Source organism: Hamadaea flava (assembly GCF_024172085.1).
Taxonomy (GTDB): domain Bacteria; phylum Actinomycetota; class Actinomycetes; order Mycobacteriales; family Micromonosporaceae; genus Hamadaea; species Hamadaea flava.
The window spans coordinates 1,712,937-1,728,159 of record NZ_JAMZDZ010000001.1 but is presented as its reverse complement, the minus strand read 5'-3'; the positions used below and the strand labels follow the sequence as shown (position 1 = coordinate 1,728,159).

At 71.3% G+C, this 15,223-nt stretch carries 11 protein-coding genes; 3 read left to right on the top strand and 8 right to left on the bottom strand.

Annotated features, from left to right (window positions below; translation table 11 throughout):
* Nucleotides 1–4 precede the first annotated feature (4 nt).
* Together HDA40_RS08190 and HDA40_RS08185 are read right to left on the bottom strand one after the other, a co-directional pair.
* Nucleotides 5–1,630 (bottom strand): right-handed parallel beta-helix repeat-containing protein, encoded by a 1,626-nt coding sequence (locus tag HDA40_RS08190; RefSeq protein WP_253753578.1) that lies wholly within the window; start codon nt 1,628–1,630, stop codon nt 5–7.
* Nucleotides 1,630–2,235, bottom strand: a complete 606-nt coding sequence (locus HDA40_RS08185) for a helix-turn-helix transcriptional regulator (RefSeq protein WP_253753576.1) — start codon at nt 2,233–2,235, stop codon at nt 1,630–1,632. The genes HDA40_RS08190 and HDA40_RS08185 overlap by 1 nt, the downstream gene beginning before the upstream one ends.
* A 75-nt stretch (nt 2,236–2,310) precedes the next feature.
* Here HDA40_RS08185 and HDA40_RS08180 point away from each other — a divergent pair, with 75 nt between their 5' ends.
* Complete coding sequence (locus tag HDA40_RS08180; protein ID WP_253753574.1) at nt 2,311–2,970, top strand: response regulator transcription factor; 660 nt, start codon at nt 2,311–2,313, stop codon at nt 2,968–2,970.
* The gene (locus HDA40_RS08175; RefSeq protein WP_253753572.1) at nt 2,967–4,217 is read left to right on the top strand and encodes a sensor histidine kinase; all 1,251 of its coding nucleotides are present in this window, start codon (nt 2,967–2,969) and stop codon (nt 4,215–4,217) included. The genes HDA40_RS08180 and HDA40_RS08175 overlap by 4 nt, the downstream gene beginning before the upstream one ends.
* Here the strand turns inward: HDA40_RS08175 and HDA40_RS08170 are convergent.
* Genes HDA40_RS08170 through HDA40_RS08155 form a run of 4 tightly spaced genes read right to left on the bottom strand, consistent with a single transcriptional unit; the run spans nt 4,204 to nt 13,060 of the window.
* Nucleotides 4,204–4,629 carry a hypothetical protein gene (locus tag HDA40_RS08170; RefSeq protein WP_253753570.1) on the bottom strand — a complete coding sequence of 142 codons (426 nt, stop codon included), beginning with the start codon at nt 4,627–4,629 and terminating at the stop codon, nt 4,204–4,206. The genes HDA40_RS08175 and HDA40_RS08170 overlap by 14 nt on opposite strands.
* 50 nt (nt 4,630–4,679) lie before the next feature.
* A complete protein-coding gene (locus tag HDA40_RS08165) occupies nt 4,680–12,383 on the bottom strand; it encodes a WXG100-like domain-containing protein (protein WP_253753567.1) in 7,704 nt (2,567 codons plus the stop codon).
* Nucleotides 12,384–12,386: 3 nt separating this feature from the next.
* A complete protein-coding gene (locus HDA40_RS08160) occupies nt 12,387–12,713 on the bottom strand; it encodes a hypothetical protein (protein WP_253753565.1) in 327 nt (108 codons plus the stop codon).
* Nucleotides 12,710–13,060: a YbaB/EbfC family nucleoid-associated protein gene (locus HDA40_RS08155; RefSeq protein ID WP_253753563.1), complete on the bottom strand. Its 351-nt coding sequence runs from the start codon at nt 13,058–13,060 to the stop codon at nt 12,710–12,712. Before HDA40_RS08155 ends, HDA40_RS08160 begins: the two co-directional genes overlap by 4 nt.
* 111 nt (nt 13,061–13,171) lie before the next feature.
* On the opposite strand from HDA40_RS08155, the gene mycP reads away from it, so the two are divergent.
* Entirely contained in the window at nt 13,172–14,440 is a 1,269-nt protein-coding gene (mycP, locus tag HDA40_RS08150) for a type VII secretion-associated serine protease mycosin (protein ID WP_253753561.1), read from the top strand.
* 47 nt (nt 14,441–14,487) lie between these two features.
* Here the strand turns inward: mycP and HDA40_RS08145 are convergent, their stop codons facing one another.
* Nucleotides 14,488–14,784 carry a hypothetical protein gene (locus tag HDA40_RS08145; protein ID WP_188991950.1) on the bottom strand — a complete coding sequence of 99 codons (297 nt, stop codon included), beginning with the start codon at nt 14,782–14,784 and terminating at the stop codon, nt 14,488–14,490.
* A gap of 13 nt (nt 14,785–14,797) precedes the next feature.
* Nucleotides 14,798–15,109 carry a hypothetical protein gene (locus HDA40_RS08140; RefSeq protein ID WP_253753559.1) on the bottom strand — a complete coding sequence of 104 codons (312 nt, stop codon included), beginning with the start codon at nt 15,107–15,109 and terminating at the stop codon, nt 14,798–14,800.
* Nucleotides 15,110–15,223: the final 114 nt, after the last annotated feature.

The window sequence follows — 15,223 nt, the reverse complement described above, 5'->3', positions numbered from 1 at the left end:
GCACCTAGTCTGCCGTGGCCACCAGGACATCGTCGACAAGCATGGCGCGCAACTGGTCGACCGTCGGCAGCCGGTCGATCTGCCGCAGCCGCTGCGACTGCGCCTTGCGTACGCCTTCGAACAGCCGCCGGGCATCGCGAGCGTTGCCGAAGTTCGGGCCACCGGAGATGCGGGCGAAGTACCGGATCAGCACGGGAGCGGCCGCCGGGTCGAGTTCGTACTCGCCGGCCGACACCATCCGGCCGATGATGTCGAGCAGCTCGTCCGGGGTGTAGTCGCCGAACTCGACGGTCTTGCCGAACCGTGAGGCGAGGCCGGGGTTGGCGGACAGGAAGTCGGCCATCTCCCCGGTGTAGCCGGCGACGATCACCGCGACCTCGTCCCGATGATCCTCCATCAGCTTGACCAGGGTGTCGATCGCCTCCTGGCCGAAGTCGCCGCCCGAAGCCCCCGCCCGGGACAGCGTGTAGGCCTCGTCGATGAACAGCACACCGCCGACGGCCTCCTCGAACACCAGCGACGTCTTCTCCGCGGTGTGCCCGATGTACTGGCCGACCAGATCCCGCCGCGTGACCTCCCGGAACTTGCCGTGCGGCAGGACGCCGAGCGCCTTGAGGAGCCGGCCGTAGATCCGGGCCACCGTGGTCTTCCCGGTGCCGGGAGCCCCGGCGAAGATCAGGTGATGGCTGGCCGCGCCGACCGGCAGCCCGGCCCGGCGTCGCCACTCGTTCACCTGCAGCTCGTCGACCAGCGCCCGCACCTCGGCTTTCACCTCGGCCAACCCGGTCATGGCGTCGAGTTCGCCGAGCAGCGCCTCCAGCCCCTGACCGGCCGGACCGCCACCGGAAGCGGCTCCGGCGATCACCGTCGTGGTGGCACCGTCGGCGAGGGCGACGCCCGGCTGGGCGGTGTTCTCGACTCGGCAGGACTCCAGAGTGCCCGCGCAATCGGCGGCGACGGCGATCCCGACCCCGCGCGCGTCGGTCACCGAGCAGTTCCGGATCACTGGCGTGCTGTGCTGCGCGACCGAGATCCCCTCGGCCCCGGTACGCGACACCTCACAGCCCTCGATGACCGGGCGGCCGTACTGGTAGATGTAGATTCCACGCAGGCCGGCGCCGGTGACGGCGCAGTTGCGGATCGCCGGGTCCGCGCCCATGCCGATGATGATGCCGTCGCCGGTGACGTCGGAGATCGTGGTCCCCTCCAGACGACCGGACGCGCCGTCGACCACGATGCCCTGCTCAGCCTGGCTGACGGTGCAGTCGGTCACGGCGAAGCCGGCCGATCCCCGGATGCTGATCGCCGGCCGGCGGCCGCCGGTGACCGTGCAGTGCCGCAGGGTCAGCGCCGAGTCGTCGACCGAGATCCCGGCGCGTACCTCGATCCCGTGCAGGCTCACCGCGCCGTTCTTGGCCCGCAACGCCGGCCGGTCCGCGCCCGTCCCGTCGATCACCACCTTCGCCCCGGCCAGGGCGGCCAGGGTCACGGTGACGTCCACCAGTTCCAGGGTCTCCAGGTAGGTGCCCGCCGCGATGGAGATCAACGCATCGGGCGGCGCGTCCGCGAGGGCATGCCCGATCGTCGGGTAGGCGCCGGGCTGTCCCGAGACCAGCAAGGTCCGCGACATCAGCTCGCCCTCGCCATCAACCAACCCTGCCCCGCGGCCTTCGCCCCGGCCTGGAACCGGCTGCGCGCACCGAGCCGGTTCATGATGTCGGCGACCATCCGCCGCACGGTCCGCACCGAGATGCCCAGCTTCATCGCCGCCGACTCGTCGGTGTGCCCGGTGTACAGCAGGGTCATGAGGTCCCGCTCCCGCCAGGTCAGCGGGCCGTCGTCGCCGGCCTCCTCCACCGGGGTCAGCGGCACCGCGGAAGACCAGATCCACCCGAACAGCTCCAGCGTCGCGGTCACCACGCCCGGCAGCCGGAACGCGGCCACGCCGGTCGGATGATTGGGCAGCAGGGCCGTCGTGCCGTCGATCACGATCGCTTCCACCGGGATCTCTACATTGGTACGCACAGCGGCGCCGGCCAGCGCCATCCGGCTGAGTTTGGTGGTCAGCCGCATCGAATCGGGGAACAGGACGCGATAGCGTACGCCGCGGGCGAGGTTCTCCCGGTCGACGGCGCGGTACTGGCCGATCGGCGCGGATCCCGTGCTCATGACCAGGACCTCGCTGACCGCCGAGGCCAGGATCGCCTCGATCCCGCCGGGCTCTGAGGTGTTCACGACGGCATCCTCCTCATCGGATAGGTCGGCTAACCTGCGGTACAGACACGATCTATCGGCGTACATGAGGTTTTGATGACACGAGTGCTGGTCGTCGAGGACGATGAGGATCTTCGCGTGGCGGTGGCCGCGAAACTGAGCGCCGACGGACTGCTCGTCGACACCGCCCGGGACATCGCGTCCGCGGACGAAGCCCTGAGCGGCCAAGAGTTCGACTGCGTGGTGTTCGACCGGATGCTGCCCGACGGCGACTCGATCGGCTACGTGCACACCCGCCGCCGGCAGGGCTGGGCCGTGCCCGTCCTGTTCCTCACCGCCCGCGACGCGTTGGCCGACCGGGTCGCCGGATTCGAGCACGGCGGCGACGACTACCTGGTCAAGCCGTTCTCCGTCGCCGAACTCAGCGCCCGGGTGGAGAACCTGTGCCGCCGCACGGGACGGCCGTCGGTGTTACGCCACGCCGATCTGGAGCTAGACTGCGCACGCCGGGAGGTCCGCCGCGCCGGCGTCCTGATCACCTGCTCGGTCAAGGAGTACGCGGTGCTGGAATACCTCCTGACCAGGGCCGATCAGATCGTCGAGCGGGCCGAGGTGATCGAGCACTGCTGGGACTCCGGCACCGACCCGATGTCTAATGTGGTCGACGTGGTGGTCAAGCGCCTGCGCCGAAAGCTGCACGAGCCGCAGCTCATCCACACCGTCCGGGGCCGGGGCTACCTGCTGGGCATCGCATGACGTCGTCGGCCACCGAGCGGCTGCGCCGACTGCGCTGGGTGCTCACCGCCCTGGTCACCGCCGCCAACATGCTCGCGATCGTGGGCCTGGCCTGGTGGATCGTCCGCACCGACGGCCGGCAGGGGCAGGCCCGGCTCGACGCCGAACTGCATCGGGTCACCTCGTCGGTCAGCCGGCTGATCATCCTGGACGACGCCATCGACTTCAGCCTCGTCAACACCGACGAGCTCAACGACCGCTGCCCCCAGTTCGCGATCATGCCCGGCGGCGCGCTGACCTTCCAGGCGCACATCTCGCGGCAGCTCTGCGTACCGATGGACAACGCCGTGCTCAGCGGACTGACCGCCACCGCGATCCGGACCGGTGGGGCGGTCGTCGGCTACCAGCGGGGCAGCGGCGGCGAGCTGGTCCGCGTACGCGTCGAGCCGCTGCTCGACCGCAAACACGACTACGTCGGCGCGGTGGTCGCCGTCGCCGACACCGCAGCCGAGCAGAAGCGCCACAACAAGCTGACGGCGCTGGTCATCGGCGGCTGCGTGGTGCTCTTCGCCGGCCTGGGCGCGGCGGCGCACGCGCTGTCGGGCCGGGCGATCCGGCCGGTGGCGGCGGCCCTGCACCAGCAGGAGGTGCTGCTCGCCGAGACCGCACACGATCTGCGTACGCCGGTCGCGGCGTTGCGTGCCCTCGCCGAGACCGCCCTGGACAACCCCGAGCGACAGGCCGACCTGCTGTCGCGCACCGTACGCCTGGCCGGCCGGATGGGCCGGATCATCGACGGTCTGCTCGTCCGGGCTCGGCTCGCCGCGGGCGTGGAGAAGCTGGCCATCCAGCCGATGTGGCTCGACCAGCTCGTGACGGCCGTCGTCGAGGACACCGCCCCGGAAGGTGCGCAGATCACCGTCACCGCCGCGCCCACCAAGGTCAACGCCGACCCGATCCTGATCCAGCGCGCGATCGGCAATCTGCTCGACAACGCGATCCGATATGGACGTCGGCCGGGCGCGTCGGCGATCGTGCACATCACCGTGGCCGGCGGCGTCGTCACCGTCGCCGATCACGGTCCCGGCATCGACGCGGCGCTCGCCGACGAGGCGTTCGACCGGTTCTCCAGCACCGGCGGCTCCTCCGGCCTCGGGCTGTCGATCGTCCGCTGGGTCGCCCAGGCGCACCGGGGCACTCTGACGGTCTACAACGCCGACGAGGGCGGCGCGATCTTCGAGCTGCGCCTGCCGGTCAGCGCACCGTGACCCGCTGCCAGGGCGGCAGACTGACCCAGGTCCCGTGCAACTGGTACGCCAGGTAGTAGGTGTAGGTGCCGGGCGCTGGGAGTTCCCGCTGCGTCTCGAACACCCGAGGCTCCGGGCTCAGCTCGGCGTCGACCAGCGTCGGGAAGTCATGGAACGCGCCGGCTTCGTCGCGTACCTTCACGGTCAACGCGCTCAGGACGACGTCCCGTTCGGCGCTGAGGGTGGCGCGGGCGGTGACCAGGCCGCCGGACGCGGGCTCGGCCGGATCGAGGACGAGCTGGCCCGCGATGGTCACCTGACCGGTCGGCGGATCGAGCGGGATGAGCGCCGGCCCGCGCCACCAGGACAGCCCGAGCACGACGGCGAGCACGCCGAGCACGGCGAGAGCCGCGTAGATCCATTTTGGACGCACGTGGGCTCCTGCCGTCGTCGGCCAGGTCCGTACGCGGCGAGGCGGGCCGATCACCCTCGCGGCGGAGTCCAAACTATCGGGCCCGGCGTCTCGTCGTCATCATCGTCCCCCGGTCCGTCGAAGTTGTACGGCGATCGGTAGGGCTGGGCAGGAGTGCCGTCGGACGGCGGATTGATCACCGACTCGATCAGGCCCGGCGTACGGTCGCCGCTGGGCAGGTGCGACTCGCCGGGAGTCCCGGGCACGAGCGTGGGGGCAGCGTCCCTGAAGCCCAGCGCCTCGGCGACATCAGGCCGCTGGAACCAGGCCCGGGCCCAATTGACGGGATTGAGAACAGTACGCAACCGGCGGCTCGCGGTGAACGGGTCGAAGGCTCCGGCGAGGATCGAGATGTTGGGATTGATCTGCAGGCCCGCGCGGTCGTTCCCCTGCGTGAACGGGTCGTGGAAATTGTCGGCGTGCTCGTGCTCCGGCGTGCTCGCGATGTCGTGAACCTGGCTGACGTCCCAGCCCAGCCGGTCGAAGGTGTCCAGGTAAGGCGTGTAGCGGTGGGAGTAGCCGATCTCGAAGACGAGCGGCTGCATCTCGCCACCGCCCTTGAACGAACCGAAGTACGTGCTGACCGCCTTGCGCCGGTGCCACCAGGCCCGCACGCGGTGTCCCTCCGCGATCAGGCGCCGATGCTCGTCGGTGATCTCGGCGAGATTGCGGACCAGCTCGTCGTAGTCCTGGCTGCCGGTGACCGAGACGCCTTGGCCGCCGACCCAGATGTAGAAGCTCGTCACCCCGGCGATCTTGACGTCGAGGAACGTCCCGATGAACACGTACGCCGTGAAGGTGTGAGTGTTCGTCAGATCCGGCGACGGCGTCATGCGCGCGATCGCGATCCGGGTGCCGTCGCCGAAGTCGCCGATCGCCCGGATCGTGGTCGGCCGCGTCTCGCTCTCCTTGTTGCCGAACGGGAGAGGCGTGCCGATGCCACTGCCGTCCTTGGTGCTGACCGTGACGGGGAGGTGCCCGACGATCCCGGCGATCAGGTCGATCACGGCGTGGCCCGTGAGCGGGAACAACCACGCCGGTGGCGTACCGGTGGGGCCGTATCGGTTGCCGTGACCCTGATCGGGAGCGGCGTTGTCGTTCCACGGCGTATACGTGGAGAACCGCAACCCGCCGAGCCGGTTGATCGTCCGGGTCGCCGCGGTTTTCGTGTAGGCCACCCACTTGTGCGAGCCGTCGGGCAGCAGCAACCGGGTGAAGCCGGTCCGGTTGCTGAACGCGCTGACCCGCCACGGGCGCTGGTAGCGGAGCTTGCCGGTGAGCAGCGCCAACGGCCTCGCTCGGAGGAACTTCACCGGCCACAGCGCGCTACGCGCCAGAGCGGCGGTCGTCGGCGTACGCCGCGCTGCGACCCAGTCCGAGCCCATGCGGCTGATCTGGAACCGCCGTGCGGCGATCCGCCGTTCCAACCGGTCCGCCCGGCGAGGGCCGATCCGGCGTACGAACGGCAGCAGTGGCTGATGCGGCGGGGTGCTCAGCGAGCCCGTCGACTCCAGCGACACCGGCAGGTTCACCGTGAACCGCCGTCGCCCCCGCGAGACCGTCCGCGACGGTGCGGTCGTCATGGTCGGCACCGCGGACCGGATCGCCGGATCCAGCACGCTTTCCATCTCCAGCAGCGCCTTCACCCGGAACGCGATCGGAGCCGGCATGAGCCGGACCAGCAACCGGCGGCGCAAGGTGGAATGCACCTGCCCGTCGCGTACGCCGGCCTGATGCAGCAGGACGATCAGGTTGGCGACCGTGGCGGCACGATGGTCGACGCCCATCCGTTCCGCCTGCCATTGAATCTGGGCGGCGAGCGCGACGTCGGCGGGACTGGCCCCGTGGATGTCGTGTCGCTGGCGATAGCTGAGCTGATGATGGCCCAGCGCGTCCGCCGGCTGGCCCGGTCTGCCGTCGTCGGTACGCCCAACGGTCTCCAAAGCCTGGGTCAGCGCTCCGACCAGGTGCAGCGAGACGAGGTCCGCGGACTGCCCGTGAGCGACCGTGATGGTCACCGAGCGGTCGGCGAAGTCGATCGTCGTGTGCGCCGAGGTGCCGGTGGCCGGTGATCCGGTCCGGAGGCGTACGGTCACCGGGCCCGCGAGGCTGGGGTGGGTGACCGTGGCCACGGTGTCCAAGCCGTCCCGGCGTACTGCGGTGAGCGTCAGACCACGGCTCAGCGCCACTTCCGGCAGCACGGTCGCCAGCTGCTCGGCGATCTCGGTCGCCGTCAGCGTCGGGCCTATCCCGCGAAGCTCGGCGATCTCCGGGGTCTGCGTCGTCGCCTGGCCCGGCTGCTGGTCGAGGAGGAGGTCGGTGACCGTCCGGGCGCGGTCACGCGCGGCGGCCTGCTCGCGAGCCTTCTCCGCGAACTTCCTGGTCTCGGCGTTGCTGAGGTCGGCCGCCGCGACACCCTGGTCGGCGAGCAGGGTGTCGACCGCGGTCGCCGCGTCCGCGCCGAACAAGGTCGCGATCGTCGAAGCCAGCTCGGCCCGGCGCTGACCGTGCTCGGGCTGGTCGAGCCGCAGACCCAGGTTCTCGATGAGCGCCTGCGCTTCGGCCGCCAGCCGCCGTCCCGCCGGGGTCGCCGAGGCGGGCTGCGGAACCGTCATCACCGCAGCGATGGCGGCTAGCCGGGCAGCCTGCGGCGTCACGTCGGCGGACGGCCGGACCCACCCGTCGACATGTTCCGCGTGGGTCGCGTACGCGAGCCCGAGCGCTTCGGCGATGTCGAGCGGCAGCCCGACGCGGTTGAGCTGGCGCGGATCGACGCGCAACTCCCAGACCCGCTCTCCCCGGCCGGGCCGGGGCGGGCGCACCTCGACGCCGCGCCCGCCCCCCACCCCGGCGATCCGGACGCGGACCCGCGCAGGGCCCTCGCCGTCCCGCCAACCGAGGTCATACGTGGTGCGACCGCCGTCCTCGGTCACGGTCAAGCCCAGCGCGTCCGCCACCCTTCCCATGGCGGCCCGGATCGCCGTGGCCGAGGTGTACGGCGTGCCCATGCCAAGGTCGTTCACGAAGTCGTTCCGCATCGGTCCACGCCGCGGTGCCAGCCGAACCCGGTGCGGCATCGCCCCCGCCATCGGCCGCCCGGCGTCGGTACGCAGGTCCGGCCGGACCTCGACGTCGGTGACGATCGCCTCCCGATCGGCCAGGAACCGGTGCACCTGGACGGTGACCGCGACGACCTGCCCGTTCGGCAGGAGACGCTGAAACACCACGTACGCGTCGCCACGATCAGTGTCGCGAATGGACATCCGATCCGGGTTCGCGATCGTCCGCCGGATCACATCGCGCGCGGTGTCCACGATGGCCGCAGCCGACTCCGGCGTGCCCTCGCCGGCGAGGCCGTGCAGCGCCTCGCCCCAGCGGGCCAGCATCGCCACCTCCTCGCTGGGCGTGGCGAAGCCGAGCGTCGCGGCGACTGAGCGCAGCGCGGCTCGCAGCGAGACGTCCAGCCGCGCGGGTCCACCGGCAAGTGGCCGCAACGCCACACGCTGCCGCTCGGTCTGCCCGTCGCGCGCCGTCCGGCTGTCCAGTTCGGACTGGAACTCCGCGGCGGTAACCTGCGCTGCTGTGGACGTCTCCGACGTGAAAGCGCCGTCCGGTCCGATCGCCTGGAGCGGATCGCCGTTCGCCTGCGCGGTGCCGAGGACAGTCAGCGCATGATTCACTGCCTCGTCGGCGATCGTCGACAGGTCCGCCACGTCCACCGACCCCGACATCCGCTGATCGAGCTGCCCACGGGTGGCCGCCAGGGTCGCGGCCATGATCCGGCCGACCTCGGCCCGCCGCCGCACGTCCTGCGCGCTGTCGCCGGCCGGGGCGCTGTCGCTGGCCGGGGCGTCGAGCCGGCCCACCAGCCGCGCGAGCCGACGGGCCGGGTGGCCGCTCACGGTCGCGTCGATGGCCGTCAAACGGACGATGACGTCGGCCAAGCTCGGATCGACCGCCAGCGCCGCCCGCAACACCCGCATGACGCGCTGCTCGTCGGCCCGCGCCTGCTGCGTCAGGCGTACCGCTGCGGCCACGTCCGCCTCGCGGCCGGTCTGCCCGGCCGGCCGGCTCATCGCCAGCGCGTGACCGACATCCGAAATGCCCATATAGCTGTACGCCTGGAGCACGTCGAGGAACATGTCCTCGGAACTGCGGTCGTCAGCGCGGAACTCGGAGGGCCCGAGCACGACCCGGCCCAACGCCTGGGCCAGCTCGACCCGGACGCCGGGATCGTTGACGTCGACGTCCTGGCCGACGGTCAGCCGGAACGCGCCGGCGTCGGGGTCGTAGCCCAGCCGCACCTGCGTACCCGGGGGGAGGGCTGCGCGGTCGACCAGCACCCGGCGCTGGGTGTTCTCACCGAAGACGACGTCGACGCCCTCGGGATCGGTGGTGACGGTGACCGGGTCGCCGACCTGAAAGCCAGACGTGAGCAGCTGGGTGACGACGTCCACCGCGTCGGTGTTCCCCCTCGGCACGGTCGGGGCAGTGGGCGGATTCGGATCGGTAGCCGCCGGCCGCTGCCCCCTGCCCTCGTGCACGACAGCGGAGGTGAAGAGCTGGAAACCGTGGTAGTGCCAGACCGCGTCGGCGCCGTTGGCCAGCAGCTGCGCGAGGAGAGCGTTGGTCAGTTGATTGGTGTAGAGGCCGATGACGAGCGGCGGCCGCCCCGACGGCTCACCCGCCTCTTGTCCGCGCTGGTACGCCTCGTCGGCCAGCCGGCGCTGCGTTCCGAGCTGCTGGAGGATCTTGGCGCGGTCCTGGACGAGACCGAACTCCCCGTAGTCCTTGACCTCGAACCGGACCTCGGTGCCGTCCGGCAACCGGCCGAGGATGTCGATGTCGGTCTGATCCGCGACCGGTACCTGCAGTCCTTCGATCGTCAGTCCGGGCGTGCCCAGCTGCGCCAGCAGCTCCGGCGGCAGCTCGGCCAGCGCAAGCGCGGCGTCGATCGCCGCGAGCAGACCCACGACGTTGGTGGCATCACCGTCCAGTGTGGTCGCATTGATCTGGTCGCCCGCCTGCACCGACCGCGCGTTCTTGAGGTAGTCGCGCAGGGTCGCCTCGGCGTGGGCGATGTCGACGCCCAGCGCGGCGAGCCGATCGAGCTTCGCTTGGATGTCGGCGGCCTCAAGCACCATGCCCTTGCCAGGCTGAGCGCCGAGGCGAGCCAATTCTCGCTGAGTCGCCGTGGACTGGTCCTTCGCGGCCTGCTGCGTCGTGAGGCTGGTGACCTTGCGGGCCATCCGGTCGGCGAAGGTCTGCCGCTCGGCCTCGGTCATGCCGGCGACCAGCTCGGCAAGCGGCCGGTCGCGGCGGCCGGAGACGACGCTCTTCGCCGCGCCCAGCAACGCATTAGCCAGTGCTTTCTGCTCCCGTGCGGCGGCTTTCGGATGGGCGGCGGCCAGCCGGCTGACGACGTGGCGTACGGCGGGCGGCAGGGCGTCCCACGTCGCGGCCAGGTCGTGGGGCAGGCCGTCCGGCCGGGCGACGGCTGCGGCATCCGCGGCGGTGGGGCTGGCCAGTCCGGTGTACGCCGCGATCCGCTCGGCGAATGCCCGGCGCTGTGCCTCGCTCATCCGGTCGAGCGTTTCGGCGAGCGACAGGCCGGACTCTCCGGTCACGCTGGCAGCCATCGCGGTGACCAGATCGCTGAGCCCGGCGCTCCGGCGGTCGGCGGCGGCCTGATTGGCGGCGGCTAGGTCGGCGACCGCCTGTCGCGCGCCTGCCGGCAGTGCGTCCCACACAGCGTCGACCTCTGATGGCAGGTTGTCCGGGCGAGTGGAATCGGGCGTCCCGGTCGGCGAGTTCTCCGAGGCGGTGGCCGACTCGGGAACCACCTCGGACTCCGCGGAAGCACCGGTCGGAGCTGACGCCGGAGCCTGGTCGAGGCCGGCCTGCTCCTCAGTCGTGCTCTCGCCACGACCGTCTGCGCCGGACTCCTCCGAGTCGGTCCCGCTCTGGTTCTGCCCGTTGGTTGCCGATCGGTTGGAGGCGGCCGGCGTGGCGCCGATCGTCGTGTGACGGGTCGCCGCCGGTCTGGTAGCGGTGGCGGGCGCGGCAGCGACCGGACCCGTGACGGCTGGATCGACCGAAGCGGATTCGGTGGATTCGGCTGGCGGCAGGCCGGATTGCTGCGTCGCGGAGCCGTCCGCGCCGAGATTCTGCCCGCCGGTCGGGTCAGCCACGTTCCCGGCTTCCGGTGAAGCCTGGTCCTGGTCCGCACCGTCGGGTGTGGACTCCTGCGCAGTCTGGTGATCCGCTCCGTTCTCGTCCGGACCGGACGGGACGTCGGTCGTGGCGTCGGGTGCGCCCGCGCCCACGCCGTCACCCACGTCACCGGAGCCTGAAGGCCCGCCTGACCCCGAGGAGCCAGCGGAGCCGCCCGACCCCGACCCACTGCCCGACCCCGACGTGCCGGCCGAACTAGACGTGCCACCCGAGGTCGACGCGCCGGATGATCCGCCCGCGCCGGACGTGCCGCTGCCGGAGCCCGAGCTGCCCGAGCCTCCGGAGCTACCCGAACCCGGCGTGCCGCTGCCCGAGGTCGAGCCGCCTGACGCTGACGCGCTGGATGATCCGCCGGCCCCGCTTCCCCCAGCCGCCCCGGCTCCCGCGGCGCTTCCGCTGGCTGCACCCGCCCCGTTCCCGGCTCCCGCCCCGGCGCTGTCCGGCGCGAGCGGCGTAGGCGGGTTCCCGTTCGGCGGCCCCGATCCGTGACCCAGCTCTGTCGCCACCTGGCTCCAGGTGCTCGGCCCGCCGGTGACCGCGGAGTGGATCTGCCGCCCGGCCAACTCAGTGTTCGACCGGCCGACGGCCATCGCGCCCGCCGCGAATCCGTTGTCCCGGACGGCTTTGGCGTACGCGCCGACGTCGCCGATCGCGGCGAGGTTGCCGTCCATGACGTTCTGCGCGACGTGCCCGGCGACGGGGGACGTCACCCCGTTCGTGATGAAGGAGCTGGCCGCGGTGGCGGCTTGTCCGGGCTTGTGGGTGAGCTGCTTGAGGCCGGGGACCTCGCGCAGACCTTCGCTCAACGGCCCGCCGATCGCACCGGCGAGCCCGGCGGTGGCCGTCTGCTTGAGGTCGATGGTGGTGCGGTATCCCTGCATCTGGCTCAGCTTCTGGCCGGTCCAGTCGATCCCGACCTCTTCGAACCCCTCCTTCGCCACCCCGAGGGCGAACTTCGAGACCTTGCCCATCTTGCTGGCGGCGGTGGCCACCCGCAGGGCCATCAGCGCCACCCGGGCCGCGATCTGACTGGCCATCCGCGACGCGAACAGTGATATGCCGGCCGGACCGCCGAGGCAGGCCAGCGCGAACAGCGCGGCGTTCAGCGCGATCTCCGCCCGGACCTGGTTCTTGGTGTCGGCGAGGTCCCGGGCGTAGTTGCGGCACTTGGTGGCGATCTGCCGCAGGTCCGCGACCAGCTGGGTGAGCCCCACGGAATCGCCGGCGCCCTGGTTCAGGCTGTGCAACGTGTAGTACATCTCGAAACCCGCCCCGTCGAGCCAGGTTTCGAGGAGCTGGACGGCGGCCGCTTCCGATGTGTCGATCGCCTGTTGCAGCGCGTCGGCCGCCGCCTCCCAGGCCTCGGCGAGGGCGATGACGTCGGATTCGCTGTCCGGCGGCCAGATGGCGTCCTTGGCTTTGCCGCCGTAGCGCAGGACGGCGTCCCACAGGCGGCCGACGGGCTCGAGGACGTCGCTCATCGGCTACTCAGGCGGGAAGAGCTTGGTGGACTCGATCGCCGCGCCCTGGTAGAGCTGCACACCCTGATAGCCGTTGTTCGCCAGCGCCTGGTAGACCCCGCGGACGTTGCCGGCCGCGGTCACGAGGGTCTCCTTGTCCGCGGCGTAACCGGCCATGAACGACTGGCCCATGCCGCCGTTGCCGATCTTGCCGGGGCTGTTGATCCGGTCGAGCGCCTTGGCCCAGGACCGGCCGAAGTCCGCGCCGACGGTGTGCACCCGGGCCAACTGGGTCGTGGTCTCCTCGGGGTACATGTCGACGAATCCGTCGCCGTCGCGGTCGACGGTCATCGCCGGCCACCTCCGCCGGTCTGCTGGTCGAGCGCGGTCAACAACGGGTCGAACCGCAGGTCGGCGGACTCGACACCGGGCGGCAGGTAGGCGGCCGCGATCGCCAGGCCCTGACGCTGGGCGAGTTCGGCCGCGCCGTGGATGGTCTCGGTGACGGTCCGGGCGAGCAGGACAGAATCGGGGTTCCGGAAGACCCGCGGATCCAGCCACAGCTCGATCAGTTCCCCGGCCCCGCCGACGGTCGCGCTGACCAGCCCGTCGGGGGAGTCGTACGTGGCGCGGATCCCGGCCAGGTCGCGCTGCACCGCCCGGATCTCCTCAGCCAGTAGCTCGTAGTCGGTGAACATGGGCCCAGTGTCCGACGGGAGCGCCGTGGAGATCGTCCGGTGGCCGGTTACTGCCGTGTGGGCCGCCGATTCCGGGCCCGGCGGCACGATCACCGGGACGAGAGGAGAGCGGTGAAAGCAAGGCTCGCAGCTGTCGTGCTGGCCGTGACGGCCCTGACCGCCGTCCAGCTGATCGGCGTCGCGCCCGCGCGAGCGGTTCCACCGGCCGGTGCCTGCCATGATCCCGATCCGGGACGGGCTCCGGTCCGGGAACTGCCGTGGGCGCAGAAGCTGCTGGATCCGCAACGGGTGTGGCCGTTCAGCAGGGGAGCGGGGGTGCTCGTCGCCGTCGTCGATTCCGGTGTGGACGCTGATCATCCGCAACTGCGTGGCCGCGTGCGGGCCGGCAAGGATTTCTTCACCACGCGGAATCGACCGGCGACGTTCGACTGCGTGTCGCACGGCACCGCCGTGGCGGGCATCGTCGCCGCCGCGCAGGTGCCGGGCGTCGGGTTCCACGGAGTCGCGCCGGACGCGGCGATCCTGCCGGTCCGGATCAGCGACCGCGACGTCGACGACCGTGGCGAGACGTTGCGGATCGACCCGCAGATCCTCGCCAACGGCATCCGGTACGCCGCCGACGCCGGTGCCAAGGTGCTGAACCTGTCGCTGGCCGGCTACGACGACTACCCAGCCGTGCGAGCGGCCGTCGCGTACGCGGTGGCTAAAGACGTGCTGGTGGTGGCCGCAGCCGGAAACGGTCAGCAGAGCGGCGGCGCCGAGTGGCCCTCGTTCCCGGCGGCGTACGACGGTGTGCTCGGCGTGGGGGCGATAGACATCGACGGAGCTTTGATGTCGGGTTCGCGGACCGGCCAGTACGTCGACATCGTGGCCCCCGGGGTCAAGGTTCTCGCGCCGACGCGGGTGACCGGGCATGCCTATGTCGACGGCACCAGCTTCGCGGCGCCGTTCGTGGCCGGTACCGCCGCCCTGGTCCGCGCCGCCTGGCCGGCCCTGACCGCCGCGCAGGTGGCGCAGCGGCTGATCGCGACGGCGAACCCGGCCCGGGGCGGTCTGCACAGCACGCGATACGGTGCCGGACTGGTCGACCCCTACCGGGCGGTGACCGACGGACTCGATCTTCGCGGCCCTGGAGAGCTGCCCGCGTTCGTGCCCGACCCGCCGGACGAGGCCCGGATCGCCGAGGCGGCCCGGCAGCATCGGGTGGCCACAGTGGCCAAGTGGTTGACCGGCGCAGCTGTCGGCGGCGTCGGGCTGGCCTTCGTGGCCGCGCTGGTGCTGCCCCGCGGACGCCGTCGCCGCTGGCAGGCGGGGTGGGCGGCGCCATCGCCGGTCGAGCCGGAGATCGTCGAGCCGCCGGAGCAGACGTTCTTGATCTGAAGAAGGCCCCTTCCCCGCGGGGAGGGGCCTTCACGGACCGCGTCCGTTCAGTGCTGGGTGACGATCCGCAGCGCGGTGCTCAACGTCTGCGCGGCGATGTCGCCGACGTTGTTGAAGACCGTGCCGTGCTGCTCCAGGCCGCCGGAGTGATCGTCGGCCATCTTCATCTCGTACTGAGCCTCGACGACCTGCTGTTCGGACAGGGCGTCACCGGAAGCCAACCGGGCCACGACGTGGAACTTGTCCTCCGCGGTCTCGCGGATGAACGTCGCGTGCTGGAAGTAGTCGCTGCCCTCGGCGTACATGTCGGGAATGCCGACGAAGTAGCGGTTGGAGTCGGTCATCTGCAAGCCCCTCTCAGCCGTTGATGACGGCGGTCGTGCCGTAGTCGAACGAGCCCAGCGCGTGGACGGTCTGCGCGTCCCCGCCCTGGACCGTGTTCATCGCCAACCGGTTGTTGTCGTTGGTCTCCTGGCCGTTCCGGTAGACCCGGGTGAAGTCGGCGACGCTCGCCCGGCCCGCGTCATAGGCCCGGGCCTGGACCGTGCCGCCCAGCCGCTGGGCGATCGTCTGGCTGCTGCGCGCGTCGTTGGCCCGGGTGGCCCGGTCCTGCTCGTCGCTCCGGTCCTCGTGGACCTTGATGGCGTACGCGGCGTCCGCGTAGGTCATGTCGATTCGTGAAGTGTCTCCGCCTTGCACGCGTCCTCCCAGTGCTCGGGTTCCTCTGCGGGCAACGCTAGGGAGCCCCGCCGCCGCCCGAACTGGAGCGGCACGTTCCTGCCA